Annotated in this window: 24 protein-coding genes; 13 read left to right on the top strand and 11 right to left on the bottom strand. The window is 33.1% G+C overall.

Going from position 1 to position 22,761, the window contains the following annotated elements; all coding sequences use genetic code 11:
* Positions 1 to 13: 13 nt before the first annotated feature.
* The 5 genes from ACFSC2_RS23590 to ACFSC2_RS23570 form a co-directional block, all read right to left on the bottom strand.
* A complete protein-coding gene (locus ACFSC2_RS23590; protein WP_379813556.1) occupies positions 14 to 412 on the bottom strand; it encodes a four helix bundle protein in 399 nt (132 codons plus the stop codon).
* 50 nt (positions 413 to 462) lie between these two features.
* Complete coding sequence (locus tag ACFSC2_RS23585) at positions 463 to 1,122, bottom strand: YggS family pyridoxal phosphate-dependent enzyme (protein ID WP_379813555.1); 660 nt, start codon at positions 1,120 to 1,122, stop codon at positions 463 to 465.
* Positions 1,112 to 1,597, bottom strand: a complete 486-nt coding sequence (locus ACFSC2_RS23580) for an HIT family protein (protein WP_379813554.1) — start codon at positions 1,595 to 1,597, stop codon at positions 1,112 to 1,114. Before ACFSC2_RS23580 ends, ACFSC2_RS23585 begins: the two co-directional genes overlap by 11 nt.
* A gap of 6 nt (positions 1,598 to 1,603) precedes the next feature.
* Positions 1,604 to 2,491, bottom strand: a complete 888-nt coding sequence (locus tag ACFSC2_RS23575; RefSeq protein ID WP_379813553.1) for a 3-hydroxyacyl-CoA dehydrogenase family protein — start codon at positions 2,489 to 2,491, stop codon at positions 1,604 to 1,606.
* Positions 2,492 to 2,579: 88 nt separating this feature from the next.
* Positions 2,580 to 3,545: a Gfo/Idh/MocA family protein gene (locus tag ACFSC2_RS23570; protein ID WP_379813552.1), complete on the bottom strand. Its 966-nt coding sequence runs from the start codon at positions 3,543 to 3,545 to the stop codon at positions 2,580 to 2,582.
* A 324-nt stretch (positions 3,546 to 3,869) separates the two neighbouring features.
* On the opposite strand from ACFSC2_RS23570, the gene ACFSC2_RS23565 reads away from it, so the two are divergent.
* Positions 3,870 to 4,511: a protein-L-isoaspartate(D-aspartate) O-methyltransferase gene (locus ACFSC2_RS23565; RefSeq protein ID WP_115886796.1), complete on the top strand. Its 642-nt coding sequence runs from the start codon at positions 3,870 to 3,872 to the stop codon at positions 4,509 to 4,511.
* 28 nt (positions 4,512 to 4,539) lie between these two features.
* On the opposite strand, the gene ACFSC2_RS23560 is transcribed toward ACFSC2_RS23565, so the two are convergent.
* From ACFSC2_RS23560 to smpB, 3 genes are all read right to left on the bottom strand, one after another.
* Positions 4,540 to 5,547, bottom strand: a complete 1,008-nt coding sequence (locus ACFSC2_RS23560; RefSeq protein WP_379813551.1) for a helix-turn-helix domain-containing protein — start codon at positions 5,545 to 5,547, stop codon at positions 4,540 to 4,542.
* 84 nt (positions 5,548 to 5,631) lie between these two features.
* The gene (locus ACFSC2_RS23555) at positions 5,632 to 6,270 is read right to left on the bottom strand and encodes a hypothetical protein (RefSeq protein WP_379813550.1); all 639 of its coding nucleotides are present in this window, start codon (positions 6,268 to 6,270) and stop codon (positions 5,632 to 5,634) included.
* A gap of 80 nt (positions 6,271 to 6,350) precedes the next feature.
* Entirely contained in the window at positions 6,351 to 6,806 is a 456-nt protein-coding gene (gene smpB / locus ACFSC2_RS23550) for an SsrA-binding protein SmpB (RefSeq protein ID WP_193845178.1), read from the bottom strand.
* A 141-nt stretch (positions 6,807 to 6,947) separates the two neighbouring features.
* Between smpB and ACFSC2_RS23545 the strand changes: the two genes are divergently transcribed.
* A complete protein-coding gene (locus ACFSC2_RS23545) occupies positions 6,948 to 7,586 on the top strand; it encodes an outer membrane beta-barrel protein (RefSeq protein ID WP_379813549.1) in 639 nt (212 codons plus the stop codon).
* Positions 7,587 to 7,692: 106 nt separating this feature from the next.
* A complete protein-coding gene (locus ACFSC2_RS23540) occupies positions 7,693 to 7,917 on the top strand; it encodes a VF530 family protein (protein ID WP_379813548.1) in 225 nt (74 codons plus the stop codon).
* A 2-nt stretch (positions 7,918 to 7,919) separates the two neighbouring features.
* Here the strand turns inward: ACFSC2_RS23540 and ACFSC2_RS23535 are convergent, their stop codons facing one another.
* The 3 genes from ACFSC2_RS23535 to ACFSC2_RS23525 all read right to left on the bottom strand — a co-directional run bounded on the left by ACFSC2_RS23535 (position 7,920) and on the right by ACFSC2_RS23525 (position 9,994).
* Positions 7,920 to 8,474, bottom strand: coding sequence for a DUF3575 domain-containing protein (locus tag ACFSC2_RS23535; RefSeq protein WP_379813547.1), 555 nt, complete (start codon positions 8,472 to 8,474; stop codon positions 7,920 to 7,922).
* 110 nt (positions 8,475 to 8,584) lie between these two features.
* Positions 8,585 to 9,133 carry a GNAT family N-acetyltransferase gene (locus ACFSC2_RS23530; protein WP_379813546.1) on the bottom strand — a complete coding sequence of 183 codons (549 nt, stop codon included), beginning with the start codon at positions 9,131 to 9,133 and terminating at the stop codon, positions 8,585 to 8,587.
* A gap of 9 nt (positions 9,134 to 9,142) precedes the next feature.
* On the bottom strand, positions 9,143 to 9,994 hold the full coding sequence (locus ACFSC2_RS23525; RefSeq protein WP_379813545.1) for an aldose 1-epimerase family protein: 852 nt from the start codon (positions 9,992 to 9,994) through the stop codon (positions 9,143 to 9,145).
* Between the two features lie 183 nt (positions 9,995 to 10,177).
* On the opposite strand from ACFSC2_RS23525, the gene ACFSC2_RS23520 reads away from it, so the two are divergent.
* From ACFSC2_RS23520 to ACFSC2_RS23475, 10 genes are all read left to right on the top strand, one after another.
* Positions 10,178 to 12,442 (top strand): M1 family metallopeptidase, encoded by a 2,265-nt coding sequence (locus ACFSC2_RS23520; protein WP_379813544.1) that lies wholly within the window; start codon positions 10,178 to 10,180, stop codon positions 12,440 to 12,442.
* A 553-nt stretch (positions 12,443 to 12,995) separates the two neighbouring features.
* The gene (locus tag ACFSC2_RS23515; RefSeq protein WP_379813543.1) at positions 12,996 to 13,631 is read left to right on the top strand and encodes a GNAT family N-acetyltransferase; all 636 of its coding nucleotides are present in this window, start codon (positions 12,996 to 12,998) and stop codon (positions 13,629 to 13,631) included.
* Positions 13,632 to 13,692: 61 nt separating this feature from the next.
* Positions 13,693 to 14,886 carry an argininosuccinate synthase gene (locus tag ACFSC2_RS23510; RefSeq protein WP_379813542.1) on the top strand — a complete coding sequence of 398 codons (1,194 nt, stop codon included), beginning with the start codon at positions 13,693 to 13,695 and terminating at the stop codon, positions 14,884 to 14,886.
* Complete coding sequence (gene argC, locus ACFSC2_RS23505) at positions 14,879 to 15,856, top strand: N-acetyl-gamma-glutamyl-phosphate reductase (RefSeq protein WP_379813541.1); 978 nt, start codon at positions 14,879 to 14,881, stop codon at positions 15,854 to 15,856. The genes ACFSC2_RS23510 and argC overlap by 8 nt, the downstream gene beginning before the upstream one ends.
* Before the next feature lie 148 nt (positions 15,857 to 16,004).
* A complete protein-coding gene (locus ACFSC2_RS23500; protein ID WP_379813540.1) occupies positions 16,005 to 17,144 on the top strand; it encodes an aspartate aminotransferase family protein in 1,140 nt (379 codons plus the stop codon).
* 157 nt (positions 17,145 to 17,301) lie between these two features.
* Entirely contained in the window at positions 17,302 to 18,495 is a 1,194-nt protein-coding gene (locus tag ACFSC2_RS23495; protein ID WP_379813539.1) for a glutamate-5-semialdehyde dehydrogenase, read from the top strand.
* A gap of 173 nt (positions 18,496 to 18,668) precedes the next feature.
* A complete protein-coding gene (gene proB, locus ACFSC2_RS23490; protein ID WP_379813538.1) occupies positions 18,669 to 19,430 on the top strand; it encodes a glutamate 5-kinase in 762 nt (253 codons plus the stop codon).
* 91 nt (positions 19,431 to 19,521) lie between these two features.
* Positions 19,522 to 20,475, top strand: coding sequence for an N-acetylornithine carbamoyltransferase (locus tag ACFSC2_RS23485; RefSeq protein WP_379813537.1), 954 nt, complete (start codon positions 19,522 to 19,524; stop codon positions 20,473 to 20,475).
* Between the two features lie 87 nt (positions 20,476 to 20,562).
* Positions 20,563 to 21,336, top strand: coding sequence for an acetylglutamate kinase (argB, locus tag ACFSC2_RS23480; protein ID WP_379813536.1), 774 nt, complete (start codon positions 20,563 to 20,565; stop codon positions 21,334 to 21,336).
* A 266-nt stretch (positions 21,337 to 21,602) separates the two neighbouring features.
* A complete protein-coding gene (locus tag ACFSC2_RS23475; protein ID WP_379813535.1) occupies positions 21,603 to 22,673 on the top strand; it encodes a M20 family metallo-hydrolase in 1,071 nt (356 codons plus the stop codon).
* Positions 22,674 to 22,761: the final 88 nt, after the last annotated feature.

Raw genomic sequence — 22,761 nt, 5'->3', positions numbered from 1 at the left:
TCAAAAATCAATATCAATTTTGAAAATTGTTATTGTAATTGCAATTGTCATTGATGTTGAAAAATTTTTTTTTGTTTATTATCATTTTTGATGAAATAGCGATGAGTTGTTCTACCTCGATTAGAAGTTTATTTCTTTTTTCGCTATCGCCTTCTTTAATGTAATCTAAAATTTTTAAAGAGTTTCTTGATTCTTTAAGTTCTTTAACAACTAATGAAACTTTAAAAACAAAATCTTTATCTGTTATTGTTCCTTGCGCTTCTCCAAAATTTAGAGAAGCACTTCCTGACGATCTAATTAGTTGATTTTTATAATATTCGTTTTCAAATATTTTTTCTAACTTCCTTGTAAAGAAAATACATTCCCCAGCGAATCGAACCAATCGATCTTCAAAATTGAATATTTTTTCCATATAAAATTATTGATTTTTGACTTTTGCAATTGATATTGATTTTTGAAAATTTAGCGTCCTCCAAAAATACTGCTTCCAATTCTTACCATTGTACTGCCGCACTCAATTGCTAGTTGATAGTCTCCAGACATTCCCATTGAAATGGTAGTCAGTTCAAGATTTTCGGTTTTCAGCGATTTTATGGAATCAAAAATAGATTTTAAATGTGTAAATTCTTTTTTAATTTGATTTTGGTTTTCTGTAAATGTTGCCATTCCCATTAATCCTAAGATACGAATATTTTTCAACTCTTTAAATTCTGAAGATGTTAAAAGTTGATTTAATTCGTTTTCATCCAAACCAAATTTAGATTCTTCTTCTGCAATATATATTTGAAGAAGACAATCTATAATTCTGTTATTTTTTAAAGCTTGCTTGTTTATTTCCTGTAATAGTTTCAAACTGTCAACGCCATGAATCAAAGTCACATACGGTGCCATAAATTTGACTTTATTCGTTTGAACATGACCAATCATATGCCATTGAATGTCTTTTGGCATTTCTTCCCATTTCTCAGTCATTTCCTGGATTTTGTTTTCTCCAAAAATACGCTGACCGGCTTCGTAAGCTTCCATTAAGTCTGAAACAGGTTTTGTTTTTGAAACGGCAACTAAGGTTACGTGTTCAGGTAAACTTTTTTTTATATTTTGTAAATTAGATTTAATACGCATTATGATGTTGTTTTATCATTTCTAATCGCAATTTATCGGCTAGTTCAAAATTTTTCTTTGAATTAATTTGATTATTTCCGAACCTCAAAATTCGTCTTTTCAAGTCATAAATTCCTGGAAAAGATGCTATAATTCTATCTTTTAAAGAATTACAAGGCACTACGTGAATATGGCAGTGAAAGATCGATTGTCCAGCTTCTTTATTGACTGCTGTCCATATTCTAATTGCTTTACAATTGTATGCCTTTTGCATGGCATAATTAATATTTTTTAGAATTGGAATTAGTCTCTTTGAATGATCATCTGAAAGCTCTAGGATATTTTTATAATGCTTTTTCGGAATTAATAAACAAATTGACCCAATGCTTGTTTGACGATATTTATCAGCAACAATTATAAATAAATCATCTTCAAAAATAATTTCTTCATTTTCTCGATCTCCTTCAATTATTTTACAAAAACGACATTCTTCCATTTCAAACTAAATAAACTGCTTCGAAACTTTCTCTGCTTTTTTACTTTCACTATAATCGTAAAAACCTTCTCCAGATTTTACACCCAGTTTTCCAGCTCTTACCATATTTACTAAAAGTGGGCAAGGAGCATATTTAGGATTTTTAAATCCGTCGTACATTACATTAAGAATGGCAAGACAAACATCAAGGCCAATAAAATCAGCCAATTGAAGCGGTCCCATTGGGTGTCCCATTCCTAATTTCATTACAGTGTCAATTTCGTAAACACCACCAACACCATTGTATAATGTTTCAATTGCCTCGTTTAGCATTGGCATCAAAATTCTGTTGGCAACAAAACCTGGATAATCGTTAACTTCTACAGGAACTTTGCCTAATTTCTCAGACAATTTCATAATGATTTCGGTTACTTCATCGCTCGTATTATAACCGCGAATGATTTCTACCAATTTCATAATCGGCACCGGATTCATAAAATGCATTCCAATAACACGCTCAGGATGCGCCACAACAGATCCGATTTGTGTAATTGAAATGGAAGATGTATTGGTTGCTAAAATCGTATTATGAGAACAAGCTTCATTTAATTGTTTAAAAATGTTCAGTTTTAATTCTAAGTTTTCTGTAGCGGCTTCAACTACCAAATCGGCACCAGTTACACCATCTTTAATATCAGTATAAGTGATAATGTTTGTAATTGTTTTGGCAACATCTTCTTGCGTAATAGTTCCTTTAGACAACATACGCTCTAAGTTGGCAGCAATAGTTGCCATTCCTTTATCCAATGATTTTTCAGAAATATCAATAAGTTTTACGGTAAAACCGCTTTGAGCAAAAGTGTGAGCGATTCCGTTACCCATTGTTCCAGCTCCAATTACAGCTATTGTTTTCATATTTTATTTGATATTATATTTATGATTTAGCCACGAATTCACTCTTTATTTTGTGAATTCGTGGCTAATTTATTTTTGTGAATTTTTATTACTTACTGAAACAATCAATAATTTGATACGCCACTCTCAAAGCATCTGTGGCTTGTTCCAGCGTTACGACAGGAGTTGTATCGGTGTTAATTGCATTTGCAAAAGACTCTAATTCGTCCAGAATTGCATTGTTTTGCTCAACATCTGGATTCGTAAAATAGATTTGTTTTTTTACACCTTCTGCATTTTGAAGAATCATATCGAAATCTCCAGGAACTTCTGGCGCATCTTTCATACGAACTACTTCGCATTTCTTTTCTAAAAAGTCAACCGAAATATAGGCGTCTTTTTGAAAGAAACGAGATTTACGCATATTTTTCAATGAAATTCTACTTGCTGTTAAATTGGCAACACATCCATTTTCGAATTCGATTCGAGCGTTTGCAATATCTGGGGTTTCACTTATAACCGAAACTCCGCTTGCATTAATATTTTTGACTTTAGAATTTACAACACTTAAAATAGCATCAATATCATGAATCATTAAATCTAAAACCACAGGAACGTCTGTACCACGCGGGTTAAATTCTGCTAAACGATGCGTTTCTATAAACATCGGATTTTCGATCATGTTTTTTGTTGCAATAAATGCAGGATTAAAACGCTCAACATGGCCAACTTGCCCTTTTACATTGTATTCTTTTGCTAAAGCGATTATTTCTTCAGCTTCTTCTACAGTATTGGCAATTGGTTTTTCTATAAAGATATGCTTTCCTGATTTGATCGCTACTTTTGCACATTTATAGTGCGAAAGAGTTGGAGTAACGATATCGATAACATCCACAGCGTGGATAAGTTTTGCGATTGTGCTGAAGTTTTTATAGCCAAACTCTTTTGAGATTCTTTCGGCATTTTCTTGATTTTCGTCGTAAAATCCAACTAATTCGTATTTGTCAGATTGTTGTAATAAGCGTAAATGTATTTTACCAAGATGACCAGCACCTAAAACTCCTACTTTTAACATGAGAATGTATTTTAAACAAAAATATAATTTATTTGTTTAACGTGAAAATGAATTTAGGTAATTGTTAGTTGTTTGTTGTTGCTTGTCTGTCGTTTGTCGCTTGTTGTTTGTTGCTCACTTCACTTCGCCATCTCTGTTGTCACCCTGAACGAAGTCGCAACGCGGACAGTTAGGACACAAAAGGCTTCGACTTCGCTAAGCCTGACAAAGAGTGACGTATAACTCATAATTCATAACTTTTAGCCTTTAACCTTTTTTAATTTAAAATCAATATTTGAAATCCTGTTTTGTTTCTTATTTTTGCGAAAATAAAACCTACCCATTTTGAAAGACACTGCCAAACATCAAGGACTTCGTAATCAATTAGTAACCACTTTAGAGCAAAAAGGAATTACTGATAGAGCTGTTTTGGATGCAATAAAAAAAATCCCAAGACACCTTTTTTTAAATTCTAGTTTTGAAGATTTCGCTTATCAGGACAAAGCGTTTCCTATTGGTGCTGGCCAGACTATTTCGCAACCTTATACAGTTGCTTTTCAATCGCAATTGCTTGAAGTTAAGAAAGATCATAAGGTTTTAGAAATCGGAACTGGTTCTGGTTATCAAACAGCCGTTTTGTTTATGCTTGGTGCTAAAGTATATACAGTTGAAAGACAAAATGAGTTGTTTAAAACGACTTCAAACTTATTTCCTAAATTGAACATCCGTCCAAAACATGTTACTTTTGGAGACGGTTATAAAGGATTGCCAAATTTTGCTCCGTTTGACAGTATTATAGTTACAGCAGGTGCGCCTTTTATTCCGCAGCCGTTGATGGCGCAGTTAAAAATAGGAGGAAGGCTTGTTATCCCGTTAGGAGAAGATGTTCAGATTATGACATTGTTAATCAGGAAAAACGAAACTCAATTTGAAAAACATGAGTTTGGAGAGTTTCGATTTGTTCCTTTATTAGAAGATAAAAATTAAAAGAAAAGCCCGTTTTATACGGGCTTTTTTATTTGTTATTCAATTGAATTGCATGTATTAGATTTTCTTTTTCAGTTTTAAGAATATAATTTATAAAAACGGATTTGTCATTTTTGATTTTATATTCATCTAGAGAAGAAAAATATTCACTAGAACTGTTTTTGTCTTTTTGTGCTACTGCGTAGACATAGTTATTTTGAAATAAAATCCAATTCATTATAATGTTTGCTACTAGAGAATTTCCTTTTTCAAAAGGATTGATATCAAGAATTTTTAAATATATTTCAGATGCTAGAATTATTGGGTTTAGATTGTTTTTATGAGTTTCATACCAACTAAAGAGCAAATTCATTTCGCGTAAAATTAGAGACTCTTTTTTATATTTTCCTGCATTTTCAAACTCAATCCCTTTAAAAATTAAATTATGAATTAAGAGAAAATCTTTTTCATTTAAACTGGTTTTCTTCAGACTTAAATCTTTTATATAGGCTGCTATTTCTTGAAAATTGATTGCTTCGAGATGTTCTTGCATACTTTTTCCTGAAATGGTAATTCCATCATTAATAACCGATTTCGTTTCTTCTAATGATAGAGAATTTCCATTTGAATAAATGCTTTTAAAGATAAATTCTAATTCTAATGTTTTGGAAATTTGACGTAGTTCGAAATGATTAAAAGATTGAAGTTTATTCTTTAATTTTTCTATTTCATCTAAAATAATTTGATTAGCAGATAGTATTGCAGAGTCAATTTCCTTTTTGTTTTTCTGAATTTCCTGTTCAGCAAGAAGTAAAGCTTTCAACGCAAATTCATCATCGCCAATTTCATAAAGAATTTTCTCTTTAAGCCAGGCGACCATTAAAGTTTCATAATCAATTTCTAAAAGCTGTGATAATTTAATGATTTGATCTTTGGTAGGTTTTCTGGTTCCCGATTCAAATTTACTTATTAAAGCCTGATCGATTCCAGCAAGTTGCGCCAGTTCGCGGGTTTTTAAACCTTTATTTTCTCTTGCGTTTTTTAAAAGCGATTTCACTTTATGAAGTTTTTAGTCTTGACAAAATTGGTCAATTTTATGATTGTAAAAAAAGCAACTTTAAATAGTTGCTTTTAAAGTATCTTATTTTGGAGGCAAAGAGCCGTCTTTTCTCATTTCTTTGACAACCGCCTGCATAATGGCATCAACAGTTTGTCCTAAATCGGTCACATATTCAGATTTTGTAGTTCCAGTCCAGATTAATTTGTTTTCTTTTAAAGAGAAAATATTAGTTTCGACCATATAAGATGTTGTTTCTTGATAATATCCGGGATCATAAAAGTTGGGTGAATACATTCCGTACCAATTTCCAAAACCATAACCGTACATACCCGTGTACATTCCGTCAAAACCTCCATAATACATTCCGGTATAAGTTCCAGGAACATAGGTGGTTTCTTTTTCTTTACTAACAAGTCTCATGGTTATGACACCATCAAAATTTTCGTCTTGTAAAATTTTTAATTTTTGTTCTTTCGTCAGCGAATTTGTCGACTCATTAAGATATTGATAAGAAGTCTTAAAAATCGGATTACTGGCAGCGATTCGGTTTTCTGCAGTTCTTCTCGAGGCTTCATCTTTCACCAGCGCCACAACTAAGACTTTTTTAAAATTTTCCTGCGCAACAGTTATATTTGGATCTCTCCAGCTGTTTACAATAGAAGTGTTACTGCTGCAACTTACAAGAAATAGAACGAATAATAAAACTAAAAACTTTTTCATATTTTAAAGTTAAGTTGATTATAAGTAAAAATAACTATAAAATATTAATAAACAGTTGTTTATGTGTGAAATTAAAAACTTTAGTTATATGCTTTTTTAATTCTGTCCAAATCCCTTTTTGTATCTTGTTCTTTTAAAGACTCGCGTTTGTCATAGTTTTTCTTTCCTTTACATAAACCAATCTGCAGTTTTGCCAATCCTTTTTCGTTGGTAAAAAGCTTTAGCGGAACAATAGTTAATCCTTTTGCTTGTACGCTTTTATGAAGTGTTTTTAACTCTTTTCTATTCAAAAGCAACTTTCTTTCACTTCTAGATTTATGATTGAATTGATTTCCAAACGAATATTCTTCGATATAGGTATTAATTGCAAAAAGTTCCATACCGCTGAATTCGCAGAAACTCTCCGTAATATTCGCTTTTCCTAATCGAATTGATTTGATTTCGGTACCCGCCAAAACAATTCCGGCTGTGTAAGTATCGATTATTTCATAATCAAAACGGGCTCTCTTATTTAATATATTGACTGATTTTAACATAATGGCAAATGTAAGACAAAATTGAAAAACTTCTGTATGGCCAAAGATAATTAAAGATTTTTTTTAATCTATGATTTTCATCATCCTTGTGAAAATCACTTCGGCCTAAGTTTGTTCTGTAATTTAAAATAAACTTTAAAAATGAAAAAAATTGTAACACTGTTAAGTATCGTATTAATTGGTTTTGCAGCAAAAGCTCAGGATTCAAGTCAAGGTTTAAAAGGGGCTTGGTTTGTAACTTCTCAATTTGGTTATCAGCAGACTAAATCGGCAGATGTAAAAAATACCAGTATCTCTGTTTTGCCAATTGTTGGTACTTTTGTAACTCCGTCAGTTGCAGTTGGGGCTGCGGTAGGTTATATTAACATTAAAGCAGATTCTGATGCAGGAACGGCGGCTAAAACAGATTTAATTGTTATACAGCCATTAGCAAGAAAGTATTGGAATGTTGCAGGTTCTCTTTATTTTTTCGGGCAGTTAGCACTTCCTGTTATTACGGGTAAAGAAAAAGAAAGTGAATTAAAAGTAAATCAAGTTGGATTATCGCTTTCTGGAGGTTTTGATTATTTTGTTACTAAAAATTTCTCAGTTGAGTTTTCTTATGACTTGGCTAATTTTACTTCAACAACTCTTGATCCTAAAACGGGAGAAAAAACAACAGTTACAAACTTTGGATTGGCACACGCTGCAAATGTTGACGGATATTATAACACTGCATTAGGTGGTAGTAATCCGAACTTGACATCTCCAATCTCTGTCGGTTTTAAATTAATACTTTAAATATTTTATTTGATTAGGGTAAAATTCAATTTAGTAATTTTGCAAAAAAAGAAAGACCATACTTTTTTGAAGTATGGTCTTTTTGATATAATTTAAAAAGTATAAAATGCAAAATCAATCCAAAGATCCTTTACACGGAATTACACTTCAAAAAATCATCGAAACATTAGTCGATTATTATGGTTTTGATACTTTAGGAGAATTGATCCCGGTTAAGTGTTTCAATTCTAACCCAAGTGTAAAATCAAGTCTTACTTTTTTAAGAAAAACAGATTGGGCGCGTAAAAAAGTAGAAGAGCTGTATATTAAAACCCTTCCAAAATTAAGCTGATATTATAATTTATACGAAATCATAACGCCTCCACGATACGGAAGCCATTCACCGCTTTTGTTCCAGTTTACTGTTTTTTCGTATCTTCCTGGAGTTCCGTCATTGTAATACCCATGGTAGAAACCTTGATGCCAGCCTCCACCTACAAAAATATCTAATAATAACTTGTCACTTAATTTAACATTATACCCTACAGTTGCTCCAATTCGATAACCAAAGCCGTCTTCATACATATTAGAATTCCAATAATTCCATTTCTGTAATTCATATTTGTCTGCTCCAACATGACCACCGACATAAAATCCGTTATATTTTTCTTTAAAATGATAACGAACTTCAGGAGTTATAGTAACAAATTTCATAGGGTGATGTCCATTAAATGATTCCCAGAAAGAAGCCATTATGTCAACACTGAAAGTTGTTTTTTCTCCAATGCTAGTTTCAATTCCCACATTCGGAACGCCCGCTAAGGCTGTCAGACCATTAAATTTTACAAAAGTCTGAGCTTGTAATTGTATACAAAATAAAAGAACGATTAAGGCTGGTATTTTTTTCATATTAAATGTTTTCAATCAAAACAAGCTTTTTTAGCTGATTTCGAGCGCAAATATAACGCATAATCTTACGGAAGTATTGTTAAGAAATTCTTTTTAATAAGAATAAATCACTACGATTCTAGTAATGAGTAAATTACCTTATCGAGAAATTTTCCATCGTAAAATTCTGATTCTTTAAAATGAGCTTCCTTTACAAAACCGCATTTTTGCAGTACTTTTTCTGAAGCAATATTTTCAGGTGCAATTACCGCTTCGATCGAATGGAGTTTTAAATCTTTAAAGCCATATTCAATTAATCGTTTAACAGCTTCTGGGACAATTCCTTTGCCGTGAAATTCAGGCAAAAGCATATAACCAATTTCTGAGCGATAATTTTCAGGCTGCGTTCTGTAAAAACCAATAATCCCTAAAAGTTTAGGATCACCTTTTATCGTAATTCCCCAATTTATTCCGGTATTGTTATTAATGTTTTCGTCCAGTAGAGCAATATGTGCGAGAGCTTCTTCATTGTTTTTTACCAATGGTCTCGGAATATATTTCATTGTTTCTGGATTCGAACGGAGTTCAAAAACTTCTTTAACGTCTTCGTTTGTAATTCTTTTTAGAAGCAAACGTTCAGTTTCGATAACAGGAAATGGACTAAAATTAAATTCTAACATTTTGATAGATTATAATATTGTAATACTAAATTTTGAAGTAAAAGTTTTGTTTTCATCCAAAATCAAAATCCCTTCTTTTTTATATAAATCTCCAGAGTTTTCAAGCGTGTCCGAATAACCCAACCAAGGTTCAATACAAACAAAAGGAGCATTTTCTTTTGTCCAAATTCCTAAACTTGGAAAATCTTCAAAATCAACTTTTATATAAGGTTTGGAGCTTTCTAGAATCGTCAAAGAATTTGATTCTAAAGCTTTAAAGATCAAAGCATCATTTTTAAAAAGCTCATAATTTAGAGGGACTAAATTATTTTTGGTTTCAAGAATTTTGGTCTGATTAGAAATTAAATCATTTTCTAAAAGATAATATTTTAAAATTTCTTCTTTTTCGAATTCAAAAGCATAGTTTTCAAAATTTTCAGGAAGTGCAATTGCCGGATGCGCGCCTATCGAAAAAGGCATTTTTTCGTCACTTTTATTAATTACATTGTATGCAATTTCAAGTGCATTTTCATTCAAAGTATAAATAAGCTGCAATTCAAAAGCGAAAGGATATTTTTTTAATGTTTCATCAGAAGATTGTAGAGAAAAAATTGCTTTATTTTCTGTTTTTTCAGTCAATTCAAATTCCATATCGCGTGCAAAACCATGGCGAGGCAGCTGATATTCTTTTCCGTTAATAGTGTAAGTATTATTCTTTAAAGTGCCGACAATCGGAAAAAGAACTGGAGAATGTTTTCCCCAAAAATCAGGATTGCCTTCCCAAATATATTCTTTGTTTTGATTGTCTTTTATAGAAAATAATTCGGCTCCTGCGTGTTTGATAGAAGCTGTTAGTCTTGAATTTGAGATTGTTGTGATCAAAATATTGTAAGTAAAATGAATGTTCTGTTTTTAATGTAAATATATTTTATAAAAATAAGTTTTTAAGAAAATCTCTCAATTTATTTTATTGATAAAATTTTGCTAAAATTCAATTTATGTTTTTATTTTTCTCTGTGAATAGCTTTTTTTTTCATTAATTTGCTATACAAATAGCTAAAAAATATGAAAATACACGCTTTTAAAGCCTTTTTAACCATGGCTTTGTTTACAGGAATTTCTTCTGTCTGGGCGCAGACACCTGCTTCAACAGGTACTCCAGTTAATAATTACAATTATCACGATGCATTTGCACCAAATTTTTACACCAAAAATGGTACTTCAACCCGCACAGCCAGCGGACAGCCAGGAGTTGATTACTGGCAGAACAGAGCTGATTATCAGTTAACGGTAAAATTAAACAACACAACAAACGAACTTGTAGGTACAGACGAAATTACGTATACTAATAATAGTCCAGATAAAATGTCTTTTTTATGGCTGTATTTAGATCAGAATTTGTTTAAAAATGATTCAAGAGGAAATGCAGTTGTGCCTTTGACAGGAAGCCGTAACGGAGCTCAAGGTCAGGTTTTTGACGGAGGTAATAAAATTAAATCTGTAAAAATAATTTCTGGAGGAAAAACCAAAACAGAGGTTACTGCAAAATATATTATTACAGATACAAGAATGCAGATTTTTTTACCGCAGGAACTGGCGGCAAAAGGCGGCTCTGTAAAAGTGAAAATTGAGTTTTCGTTCATCGCTCCGTTCGAAGGATCGGATAGAATGGGAGTTTTAGAAACTAAAAACGGTAAAATCTTCACAATCGCACAATGGTATCCAAGAATGTGCGTATATGATGACGTAAAAGGATGGAATACAGCGCCTTATTTAGGAGCATCTGAGTTCTATTTGGAATACGGAAATTTTGATGTAAAAATTACTGCTCCGGCAAATCATTATGTTGTAGGTTCTGGAGAACTTGTAAACGGCGTAGAAGTATTGTCTGCAGAACAATTAAAGCGTTATAAAGAAGCACAACAAAGTGATAAAACAGTTGTAATTCGTTCTGCTGCTGAAGTTGCATCAACAGCGAATACAAATGCAACGGCAGAAAAAACATGGCATTATAGAATTACAAATGCGCGTGATTTTTCTTGGGCATCTTCACCAGCATTTATTTTAGATGGAGCAAAAATTAATCTACCAAGCGGTAAAAAATCATTAGCATTATCTGCTTATCCAGTTGAAAGTTCTGGTAATGATGCTTGGAGCCGTTCTACAGAATATGTAAAAGCTTCAATTGAAAATTACTCAAAAAGATGGTTTGAATATCCTTATCCTGCAGCAACAAACGTAGCTGGAAACGAAGGAGGAATGGAATATCCTGGAATTGTTTTCTGCGGATGGGAATCTAAAGGCGAGGATTTATGGGGAGTTACGGATCACGAATTTGGACACATTTGGTTTCCTATGATTGTAGGTTCAAACGAACGTTATTTTGCTTGGATGGATGAAGGGTTTAATACTTTTATTAATTCAGTAAGCTCAGTTGATTTTAATAAAGGTGAGTACAAACAAAAAGCAGAAGATTTACACGAGAATGCAGAATATTATACAAGTCCGAAGTTAGAAACGGTATTAAGTTCTCCAGATAATATGAAAGAACGTAATATTGGTGTATTGTGTTATGCAAAACCTAGTGCTGGTTTAGTAATGTTGAGAGAGCAGATTTTAGGCGAAGAACGTTTTGATAAAGCACTTCGTACTTATGTAGAAAGATGGGCTTACAAACATCCAACTCCAGATGATTTCTTTAGAACAATCGAAAATGTTGCGGGAGAAGATTTAAGCTGGTTCTGGAGAAGCTGGTTTATCAATAACTGGCGTTTTGATCAAGGAATTAACTCTATTAAATATGTAAAAAATGATCCTGCAAAAGGTGTTGTAATTACAGTTGAGAATTTTGATAAAATTCCGATGCCGATTGTTTTAGATGTTAAAACGAAAAGTGGTAAAGTAACAAGAGTAAAGTTACCAGTAGAAATTTGGCAGAGAAATAATTCATGGTCTTTCAAACATAATTCTACAGAAGAAATTGAAAGTGTAACGTTAGATCCAGATCACGTTTTCCCAGATTATAACGAAAGCAATAATGTGTGGAAAGCGGGAAACGGAAAAATTGAAAAAGACATTGTTTTGGATGCTTATATTGGTAAATATGTTACTGCTAATTCACCGCTTACAGTTGAATTGTCAGAGAAAAACAGTGTTTTAAATGCTGAGTTGCCAAACTATCCTAAATTTTCTTTAGATCCTGTTGCAAACGAAAAAGATACATTTGAATCGGGCAGAGCTGGAGTAAAACTTAAATTTAACGAGGCCAAAACAGGTTTTGATATGACACTTACAGGAAATGGACAAGTAATTCCGTTTACTAAAAAGTAAAATTTTAAATTAAAAATATCAAAAAATTCCAAATTCCAATTTTATTGGGTTTGGAATTTTTGTTTTTTATCTATGTAGGATTAAGGTTCTAGATGGATTTTCAAAGAAAGAAAACTCAGTAACTCAGTAGCTTAGCATCTTAGTAGCTTTTTATAATAACAAAACGTAAAAAAAATGTTAGAATTTGATTTTTTTGTTTTGTGAAATAAAAAATAGTGTACATTTGCAGCGATGAATAAAATTAGTTTACATATAACTTCTTTGTCACGGACAAACTCACCGATTGCTTCTCCCGAAGTACGGACACTATCTCTATAGTATCCACTGAGTTTTTAAACCGTATATTATTCATATCCCTTTTTCATTTTGAAATCATATAATTTGTCCATTGGACAAACATATCCTAAAACTATATACTTTTTTGTGAATTTTCTTGATCAAGTTTTTGATTTTGAGAAAGTTACTTCTATTTTGTCTATTTTTATTGGATTCAATTCTGGATTTCAAAACAAACAATATGCTTTAATTTTTAACTCTAACTTCAATAATTGAAATGAAGATCTCTATTGTTGTAACTCAGGAAGAACACTTCAAATTCGCACAAGAAATTTGCGATACGATAGAATCATCTGCCTTATTAAGAGGCACGGGGATTGCTAAGAGAACTCCTGAATACATTCAGAAAAAAATGGCAAACGGTGATGCAATGATTGCAATAGCTGATGGAAAGTTTGCTGGTTTTTGTTACATAGAAAGCTGGCAGCACGGAAAATTCGTGGCGCATTCAGGATTAATTGTACATCCGGATTATAGAAGTCATGGTTTGGCTAAAAAGATCAAAGCGAAAGTTTTTGATTATTCTTTAAAAAGATTTCCAGACGCAAAAATATTCGGAATTACAACTGGTTTGGCGGTTATGAAAATTAACTCAGAATTGGGTTATAAGCCAGTTCCATTCTCAGAATTAACAACCGATCCAAGTTTTTGGGCTGGATGTAAAACGTGTACAAATTTCCCAATTTTACAAAGCAAAGAAAATAAAATGTGTCTTTGTACAGGAATGTTATACGATCCGAAAGAAAAACAAAAAACACCGCCGAGACATCCTTTTAACGAGGCTGTTTTAAGCAGACTTAAAAAAATCAAACAAGCTTTATTTTTAAATAAAATAATAGCATTTTTTGTTTAACAAATTAATTAGAAAAAATCTCAACTGCTGCATACGAAAGTATTAGCCTAAATTATAAAAAATGAAAAAAGTAGTATTAGCTTATAGCGGAGGATTAGATACCTCGTATTGTTTGAAATATTTAAAAAATGAAAAAGGATACGAAGTTCACACTGTTCTTGTAGACACAGGAGGATTTTCTGCTGAAGAATTAACAGCTATTGAATCAAGAGCTTACGAGTTAGGAAGCGCACAACACGCAAATCTTACAATCGTAGACAAATATTATGATAAAGCTATAAAATATTTGATTTTCGGAAACGTATTAAAAAACAATACTTATCCATTATCAGTTAGTGCAGAGCGCGTTTTCCAAGCAATTGAAGCGATTAAATACGCTAAAAAAGTAGGAGCAAGTGCAATCGCACACGGAAGTACAGGTGCAGGAAATGACCAAATACGTTTCGATTTGATTTTCCAGACTATTGCTCCGGAAATTGAAATCATTACGCCAATTAGAGATTTAAAACTTTCAAGACAAGAAGAAGTAGATTATTTAGCTCAAAACGGAGTTCACTATTCTTGGGAAAAAGCACAATATTCTATCAATAAAGGACTTTGGGGAACAAGTGTTGGAGGAAAAGAAACTCTAACTTCAGGACAGCCATTACCAAGTGAAGCGTATCCATCACAATTACAAAAAGAAGGTGAAGAAAAAGTAACGCTTCATTTTGAACAAGGAGAATTAGTTGGTTTAAACGGAAAAACCGATAAACCATCTAACAATATTGTAGCGCTTGAAAAATTAGCAAACGCTTACGCAATTGGAAGAGATATTCATGTTGGTGATACGATTATCGGAATTAAAGGAAGAGTTGGTTTTGAAGCCGCTGCACCATTAATTATCATCAAAGCGCACCATTTATTGGAGAAACACACTCTTGGAAAATGGCAGCAATATTGGAAAGAACAGTTAGGAAACTGGTACGGAATGTTATTTCACGAAGGTCAGTTCTTGGATCCTGTAATGAGAAACATTGAAACTTTCTTGCAAGACACTCAAAAAACAGTAAATGGGACAGTAACTGTTTCATTAAAACCATACCATTTTTCGCTTGACGGAATCGAATCTAAAAATGATTTGATGAATACTGGTTTTGGTCAGTATGGCGAAATGAACAATGCTTGGACATCTGAAGATGCAAAAGGATTTATTAAGATTTTAGGAAACGCACAAAATATATTTTCATCTGTAAATCATTTAGAACATGATTAATGTCGGAATTATTGGTGGTTCGGGCTACACAGCTGGAGAACTCATCAGAATTTTAATGTATCATCCAAAAGTAAACATCGATTTTGTTTACAGTACAACAAATGCCGGAAAACCACTTTCTGTAGCGCACCACGATTTGATGGGCGATATCGAAATGAATTTCACAGCCGAAATCAATCCGAATGTGAATGTCGTTTTCTTGTGTTTAGGTCACGGAAAATCGATTTCATTTTTGAAAGAAAATCAGTTTGCGAGTCATACTAAAATTATCGATTTAGGAAACGATTTCAGATTGAATAAAGATGCACATTTCGAAGGAAAAGATTTTGTTTACGGCTTGCCTGAAATCAATAAAGCAGAAATTAAAAAAGCAAATTATATTGCCAATCCAGGTTGTTTTGCAACTGCTATTCAGTTGGCTTTATTGCCTTTAGCAGAGCACAATTTGTTGAATAATGATGTTCACATTAACGCGACAACAGGAAGTACAGGAGCAGGCGTAAGTCTTTCAGAAACTTCTCATTTCAGCTGGAGAAACAATAATATGTCACATTACAAAGCTTTTGAGCACCAGCATTTAGGTGAAATTTCAGAAAGTTTGGTTCAGCTGCAAGATGATTTTGACAGTGAATTGCTTTTTATTCCCAACAGAGGAGATTTTCCAAGAGGGATTTTTGCAACGCTTTACACATTATGTGATGACAGTTTGGAGCAATTAGTTGAAAAATACGAAGAGTTCTATAGAAACGAGCCTTTTGTAACCGTTACAACTACTAACATCAACATGAAACAAGTGGTTCAAACGAACAAATGTATCATTAGTTTATTGAAAAAAGGAAACCGGGTTCTCATAACATCAATTATAGATAACTTAACCAAAGGTGCTTCAGGACAAGCGATTCAAAACATGAATTTAATGTTCGGATTAGAAGAAACCACAGGTTTACATTTGAAACCAAGCGGATTCTAGTGAAAGTAAGAAGTTAAAAGTTAGATGTTAAACGTCTACACTTCTGAATTTTTACAATTAATTTTTAAGTTAAAAATGAAATTAGATGTAATATACGCATTGCATTGAACTTCTAACTTTTAACAAATAACATTTAACTTTTTCAAAAATGAACTTATTCAACGTTTACCCATTATACGATATCACTCCAGTAAAAGCAATTGATTGTACAATCATCGACGACAAAGGAGTAGAATATTTAGATTTATACAGCGGACATGGTGTGATTTCTATTGGACATACACAGCCGGATTATGTAGCAAAACTGAAGAATCAATTAGATCATTTAGGATTTTATTCAAATGCGATTCAGAATCCTTTACAGGTTGAATTGGCACAGAAATTAGGAAAAATTTCAGGATTAGAAGATTATGAATTGTTTTTATGTAGTTCTGGTGCTGAGGCAAACGAAAATGCATTAAAATTAGCTTCTTTCCATAACGGAAAATCAAGAGTTGTGGCATTTGATAATTCTTTCCACGGAAGAACTTCTGCTGCCGTTGCGGTTACAGACAACAAAAAGATTGTTGCGCCAATAAATGCACAGCAAGAAGTAACATTTTTACCTTTAAACCAAATTGAATTGGTTGAAGCGGAACTAGCAAAAGGAGATGTTACGGCTGTAATTATTGAAGGAATTCAGGGAGTTGGAGGTTTAGACCAAGGAACAACGGAGTTTTTTCAGGCTTTAGAAAAAGCATGTAAAAAACACGATGTTGTTTTGATTTTAGATGAAGTACAATCAGGATACGGAAGAAGCGGAAAATTCTTCGCTTTCCAACATCACGGAATCAACGCTGATATTATTTCAGTTGCAAAAGGAATGGGGAACGGTTTTCCAGTTGGAGCAATTTTAATTTCTCCAAAATTCGAAGCAAGTTTCGGATTATTAGGAACTACTTTCGGCGGAAGCCATTTGTCTTGTGCAGCAGGAATCGCAGTTTTAGATGTAATTGAAAAGCTTGATTTACAAAAGAATGTAAATGAAGTTTACGAATATTTCTTAGAAAAAATCAAAGAAGTTGACGGAATCAAACAAGTAAAAGGAAAAGGTTTGATGCTAGGAGTGGAGTTTGATTTTGATGTAGCAGCTTTAAGAAAGAAATTAATTATCGAAAAACACATTTTTACAGGAAGCGCAAACAACAAAAATCTATTGAGAATTTTGCCACCGCTTACAGTGAAAAAAGCGGATATTGATACGTTTGTAAAAGCTTTGAAAGAAAGTTTAGAGGAATTAAAACACTAAGCACGCGATTATCCTAACAGGTTTCCAAAACCTGTTAGGTATTAAAATCAACTTGAAATAGATCAAGTAACAAACCTAACAGGTTTTTAAAACCTGTTAGGATGAATAAAGTTTCGATAGAAAGAAACAACCAAAAAACAACCAACCACTTGAAATTATGAAACCATTATCAATTGAAACACGCAATGCGGTTTTGCGGACTATGGCAAAGCTGGTAGAACAAGAGCGGAATCAGATCATTTTGACCAATCAGGAAGATCTTAGTGATTACGACGGTTCAGATTTAGCGATGGAAGAACGCCTGAAAGTAGATGATAAAAAAGTTGATGAAATGATTTTGTCATTGAATCAATTAGCTTCGCAGGAAGATCCCATTGGCATTGAGCGTTTTCATTTTACTCATGATAATGGAATTAAAGTGGTGAATAAAACCGCAGCTTTCGGAACAATTTTAATTATTTACGAATCTCGTCCCGACGTTACAATTGAAGCTGGCGGAATTGCTTTTAAATCCGGAAATAAGATTTTATTAAAAGGTGGAAAAGAATCTCTAAAATCAAATTTAAAGATCGTAAGTCTTTGGCACAAAGCTTTAGAAGAAAATGGAGTTTCAAAAGACTGGGTAGAATATCTGAATTATAATAGAACCGAAACGCAGGCATTTTTAGAAAAACCAACTCAAAAAGTAGATTTAATTGTTCCGAGAGGAGGAGAAAAATTAATTGAGTTTGTAAAAGCACACGCAACTTGCCCAGTAATTGTAAGCGGACGCGGCAATAATTTTGTTTACGTTCATGAAGATGCTGATACAGATTTGGCTTTAAAAGTAATTTTAAATGCTAAAACCGCGAAAATTTCTGCTTGTAATGCTTTGGATAAAGTTTTGATAAGTTCGAAACTTCCAAATTTTGAAGGATTTACAGCGATGTTAATTGAAGCTTTAATCGAATCAAAAGTAGAAGTTATTGTCGACAAATCGTTAGAGAATTTCGAGAATACGAAAACAATCGAAAACGAAGATATTTGGTACGAAGAGTTTTTAGATTATAAAATCGTAATCGGAACAATAGATTCTCAGGATCATGCTATTGATATGATTAATAAATACTGTGGCGGTCATTCTGCAGCAATTATTGCAAGAGATAACGAAACTGCGCAACAGTTTATGGAATCGATTGATGCGGCAGCGGTTTACCAAAACGCATCAACCAGATTTACAGACGGAGGTCAATTTGGTCTTGGCGGAGAATTAGCAATAAGCACTGATAAACTGCATCAAAGAGGGCCAATTGGTTTACAGCATTTGGTTACGAATAAATGGTATGTGTACGGAGAAGGACAAGTTCGATAATTGAGATAATTAGTCAATTAGATAATAAAGGATTGGTTTGCCACGAATTACACTAATTTCCACTAATTTATTCAGCATTTTGGTAAAAAATAATTCGTGAGAATTAGTGTAATTCGTGGCAAAAAAAACATAAAACTTAGTGCCTTAGCGCCTTCGTGGCAAAAACAAAAAACATGGCAAAAAAACGGATTTTATTAAAGATAGGTAGTAATACTTTAACCAAAGAAACCAATCATATTTCGCGGGGAAAGATAGAAGATCTTGGAGTACAGATTGCAGCTTTAAACGACGAATATGAATTTATCATCGTAAGTTCAGGAGCAATTGCGGCAGCAAAGCAATTCGTAAAGCTGGATAATCAGGATAAAGATGTTTTTGTAAAACAGGCTTTAGCTTCAATCGGACAGCCTCATTTAATGCGGATTTACAATGAGAATTTTAAGGATTTAGGATTAAATACTTCGCAGTGTTTACTTTCTTATTCGGATTTCGAAAAAGAGCAGACCAAAAAGAACATTGTAAATACGATTAATGTATTGGTTAAAAACAATTATATTCCAATTATCAATGAAAATGATACCGTTGCAACAGATGAAATTCGGTTTGGAGATAACGACAAATTAGCAGCTTTAACGGCAGTGCTGCTAAATGTTGATATTCTGATTATTGCAACCAATACAAACGGAATTTACACGAAAGAATCTATTCATAATGAAGTTCCGGAAACAATAAAATTGGTAAATGATTTAAAATCGCTTGAAAAAGAAATTGGAGATTCAAAATCATCACACGGAACAGGAGGAATGCAGTCCAAAATTGAAGCAGCAGGAATTTCAAAAGCAGCCAACATAGAAACCTGGATTGTGAACGGATTAAATGATAATTTTATTCTGCGGGCACTGAAAGACGAAATTCCATTTACAAAAATAATCTAATGAGTCAATTAGAAAATTAGATAGTGTCACAATTATCTAATTATCAGATTATCACATTATCACATTTTCACATTTTCTAATTAAAAAAAATATGAACTATATCTCAATAAAAGAAATTAACTCATTGTCAAAATGGGTAAATCAAGCGATAAAAATCAAAAAGAATCCGCTTAAAAATCAAAGTTTAGGAAAGAATAAAACATTAGGAATGTTATTCTTCAATCCGAGTTTAAGAACGCGTTTGAGTACTCAAAAAGCGGCTATGAACTTAGGAATGAATGTTATGGTAATGAATTTTACCAACGAAGGATGGACATTAGAATTTGAAGATGGAGCAGTAATGAATTCTGGTGCTTCCGAACATATTAAAGAAGCGGCAGAAGTTGTTTCGCAATATTGTGATATTATCGCAATCCGTGCTTTTGCTGGTTTGGTAGATAAAGAAAAAGATTATCAGGAAACTGTAATTTCAGGATTTTTGAAATATGCTACAGTGCCGATTGTAAACATGGAAAGTGCTATCCGTCACCCATTACAATCATTGGCAGATGCGATTACAATGGAAGAATTCAAACCTAGACACAAAAACAAACAAAAAGTAGTGCTTTCTTGGGCACCGCATCCAAAAGCTTTGCCACAAGCAGTTGCTAATTCATTTGTGGAAATGATGCAGATGCAAAAAGACATGGATTTTGTAATCACACATCCTGAAGGTTATGAATTAAGTCCAGAAATTACAAAAGACTGCGTAATTGAATACGACCAAGATAAAGCTTTCGAAAACGCTGATTTTGTTTACGTTAAAAACTGGAGTAATTTCAAAGATTACGGAAAAGTAACCAACAGCGATCCAAATTGGACGGTTACAGCCGAAAAAATGGCTTTAACGAACAACGGAAAATTCATGCACTGTCTTCCAGTTCGTCGTAACGTAATTGTAACGGATGAAGTTTTAGATGGAGAAAATTCAATTGTAATTGAACAGGCGAATAATAGAACGTATTCAGCACAATTAGTTTTACAAAAGATTCTAAAGAAGATATAAATTAAGGTACATAGGCACAAAGTTACAGAGGGGCAAAGGAAAAACCTCTGAACCTTTGTTCCTTTGAACCTTTGAACCTTATAAGAAATGAACGTTCAAGTAATAAAAATTGGTGGAAACATCATCGACAATCCAGCAGAATTAGAACAATTTTTAACTGATTTTTCTAAAATTGAAGGGCATAAAGTATTAGTTCACGGCGGTGGAAAATCGGCAACTAAAATGGCGCAGAGTATTGGATTAGTTCCGCAAATGATTGACGGACGCCGAATCACAGATGCTCCAATGCTAGATGTTGTAGTAATGATTTACGCAGGTCAGATCAACAAACATATTGTGGCGCAATTGCAGGCAAAAGACAATAATGCAGTTGGTTTTTCTGGAGCCGATGGAAATCTAATTCAGTCCACAAAAAGAAATCATCCAACAATCGATTACGGATTTGTAGGCGATGTAAAAAAAGTCAACACCAAATTACTGGCAACTTTATTAGAAGCAGGAATTGTACCCGTTTTCTGTGCAATCACACACGATAAAAACGGACAATTATTAAACACAAATGCCGATACTATTGCAAGCGAATTGTCAATCGCATTATCTGAAGTTTTTGATGTTACGCTGACGTATTGTTTTGAAAAACAAGGTGTGTTGATGGATTCAGAAGACGATTCTTCGGTTATTACAGAAATTAATGAAGCGTTATATAACAAACTAAAAGAAGAAAAAGTAATCCATTCCGGAATGATTCCGAAGCTGGATAACTGCTTCAACAGTTTATCAAGAGGTGTGCAGAAAATAAAAATAGGGCATCACAAAATGCTTCAAAACGCAGATGTTCCGCATACAACAATTACGTTATAAAAGATGTTGCCACGAACCACAAAAAATTGACTCTAATTTTTTCTGTCAAAAGAGAAAATAATTTTCAGTCGCGCATTAAAAAGTTATTTTGATTTTAAATCTGTGACAAAAAAATAATTCGTGAAAATTCGAGTAATTAGTGGCAAAAAAACACAATTGCGCAGTACTTTTAAGATTAAATTTTAGAAATTTGCGCAAACAAAAAATGTCACAGATTTGAAAAAAACTTTGTGACTTCGTGCCTTCGCGGCAAAGAAACCAAACCTATGAAAAATATAGATACGCTTACCCAGGAAGCAATTAGTTTGTTGAGAAGCCTGATCGAAACCCCTTCATTTTCAAGTGAAGAAGATCAAACGGCTCTTTTAATAGAAAATTGGTTCAATCAGAATGAGATTCCTTTCAAGAGAGAAAATAATAATGTGTGGGCTTTCAATAAATATTTCGACGAAAACAAACCAACACTTTTACTAAACTCACATCACGATACCGTAAGACCGAATCAGGCTTACACCAACGATCCGTTTAAAGCAATAGAAAAAGATGGTAAACTTTTCGGATTAGGAAGCAATGATGCAGGAGGATGTCTGGTCTCGCTATTAGCAACATTCGTTCATTTTTACGAAAATCAAAATTTATCGCATAATATAGTTATCGTTGCTTCGGCAGAAGAAGAAAGCAGCGGAAAAAATGGTTTAAACAGCGTTTTAAAGCACTTACCAGAATTAGATTGTGCAATTGTAGGTGAACCGACTTTAATGCAATTAGCAGTAGCGGAAAAAGGGCTACTAGTTTTAGATGTAAAAGTAAAAGGAACTGCAAGCCACGCCGCGCACCAAAACGATGATAATGCTTTATACAAATCAATTCCGGTAATGGAATGGTTTAAAAATTATAAATTCGATAAAATATCAGACGTTTTAGGTCCTGTAAAAATGACCGTAACGCAGATCAATGCTGGAAAACAGCATAATGTTGTTCCGTCAGAATGTGATTTGGTTGTCGATATTCGTGTAACAGATCGTTATACGAATGCTGAAATTTTGGAAGTGGTAAAAGCAAATGTAAACGCTGAAGTAATGCCAAGATCAATGCACTTAAATGCTTCTTCAATTCCGGTTGAACACGGTTTAGTGGAAGCAGGAATTGCTTTAGGAAGAACAACTTATGGTTCGCCGACACTTTCAGATCAGTCAGTTTTAAGCTGTCAGTCTTTAAAATTAGGGCCAGGAGAAACGTTGCGTTCACATTCGGCAGACGAATTTATTTTTGTAAATGAAATTGTAGAAGGAGTCGATTTGTATGTTAAAATACTAACTGATTTCTTTAAATTATAATATTTTTTAGGAGCTAATCCCGCTATCCGTTACAATCTTTTTCTGGCTAAAGAAGCCAGAAAAAGGATTTCCACTACTATCGGGGCTA

The organism is Flavobacterium artemisiae, from assembly GCF_042678225.1.
Classification (GTDB): domain Bacteria; phylum Bacteroidota; class Bacteroidia; order Flavobacteriales; family Flavobacteriaceae; genus Flavobacterium; species Flavobacterium artemisiae.
The sequence above is the reverse complement of the archived record's forward strand: the minus strand, read 5'-3'. Positions and strand labels throughout refer to the sequence as shown.

Excerpts from the sequence above, each read along its gene's own strand:
- proB (WP_379813538.1), top strand. The coding sequence starts at position 18,669 with ATGGCAAAAAAACGGATTTTATTAAAGATAGGTAGTAATACTTTAACC.
- argC (WP_379813541.1), top strand. The coding sequence starts at position 14,879 with ATGATTAATGTCGGAATTATTGGTGGTTCGGGCTACACAGCTGGAGAA.
- ACFSC2_RS23555 (WP_379813550.1), bottom strand. The coding sequence starts at position 6,270 with ATGAAAAAGTTTTTAGTTTTATTATTCGTTCTATTTCTTGTAAGTTGC.
- ACFSC2_RS23475 (WP_379813535.1), top strand. The coding sequence starts at position 21,603 with ATGAAAAATATAGATACGCTTACCCAGGAAGCAATTAGTTTGTTGAGA.
- ACFSC2_RS23590 (WP_379813556.1), bottom strand. The coding sequence starts at position 412 with ATGGAAAAAATATTCAATTTTGAAGATCGATTGGTTCGATTCGCTGGG.
- ACFSC2_RS23585 (WP_379813555.1), bottom strand. The coding sequence starts at position 1,122 with ATGCGTATTAAATCTAATTTACAAAATATAAAAAAAAGTTTACCTGAA.
- argB (WP_379813536.1), top strand. The coding sequence starts at position 20,563 with ATGAACGTTCAAGTAATAAAAATTGGTGGAAACATCATCGACAATCCA.
- ACFSC2_RS23540 (WP_379813548.1), top strand. The coding sequence starts at position 7,693 with ATGCAAAATCAATCCAAAGATCCTTTACACGGAATTACACTTCAAAAA.
- ACFSC2_RS23570 (WP_379813552.1), bottom strand. The coding sequence starts at position 3,545 with ATGTTAAAAGTAGGAGTTTTAGGTGCTGGTCATCTTGGTAAAATACAT.
- ACFSC2_RS23500 (WP_379813540.1), top strand. The coding sequence starts at position 16,005 with ATGAACTTATTCAACGTTTACCCATTATACGATATCACTCCAGTAAAA.
- ACFSC2_RS23485 (WP_379813537.1), top strand. The coding sequence starts at position 19,522 with ATGAACTATATCTCAATAAAAGAAATTAACTCATTGTCAAAATGGGTA.
- smpB (WP_193845178.1), bottom strand. The coding sequence starts at position 6,806 with ATGTTAAAATCAGTCAATATATTAAATAAGAGAGCCCGTTTTGATTAT.
- ACFSC2_RS23495 (WP_379813539.1), top strand. The coding sequence starts at position 17,302 with ATGAAACCATTATCAATTGAAACACGCAATGCGGTTTTGCGGACTATG.
- ACFSC2_RS23545 (WP_379813549.1), top strand. The coding sequence starts at position 6,948 with ATGAAAAAAATTGTAACACTGTTAAGTATCGTATTAATTGGTTTTGCA.
- ACFSC2_RS23515 (WP_379813543.1), top strand. The coding sequence starts at position 12,996 with ATGAAGATCTCTATTGTTGTAACTCAGGAAGAACACTTCAAATTCGCA.
- ACFSC2_RS23580 (WP_379813554.1), bottom strand. The coding sequence starts at position 1,597 with ATGGAAGAATGTCGTTTTTGTAAAATAATTGAAGGAGATCGAGAAAAT.
- ACFSC2_RS23520 (WP_379813544.1), top strand. The coding sequence starts at position 10,178 with ATGAAAATACACGCTTTTAAAGCCTTTTTAACCATGGCTTTGTTTACA.
- ACFSC2_RS23575 (WP_379813553.1), bottom strand. The coding sequence starts at position 2,491 with ATGAAAACAATAGCTGTAATTGGAGCTGGAACAATGGGTAACGGAATC.
- ACFSC2_RS23535 (WP_379813547.1), bottom strand. The coding sequence starts at position 8,474 with ATGAAAAAAATACCAGCCTTAATCGTTCTTTTATTTTGTATACAATTA.
- ACFSC2_RS23530 (WP_379813546.1), bottom strand. The coding sequence starts at position 9,133 with ATGTTAGAATTTAATTTTAGTCCATTTCCTGTTATCGAAACTGAACGT.
- ACFSC2_RS23510 (WP_379813542.1), top strand. The coding sequence starts at position 13,693 with ATGAAAAAAGTAGTATTAGCTTATAGCGGAGGATTAGATACCTCGTAT.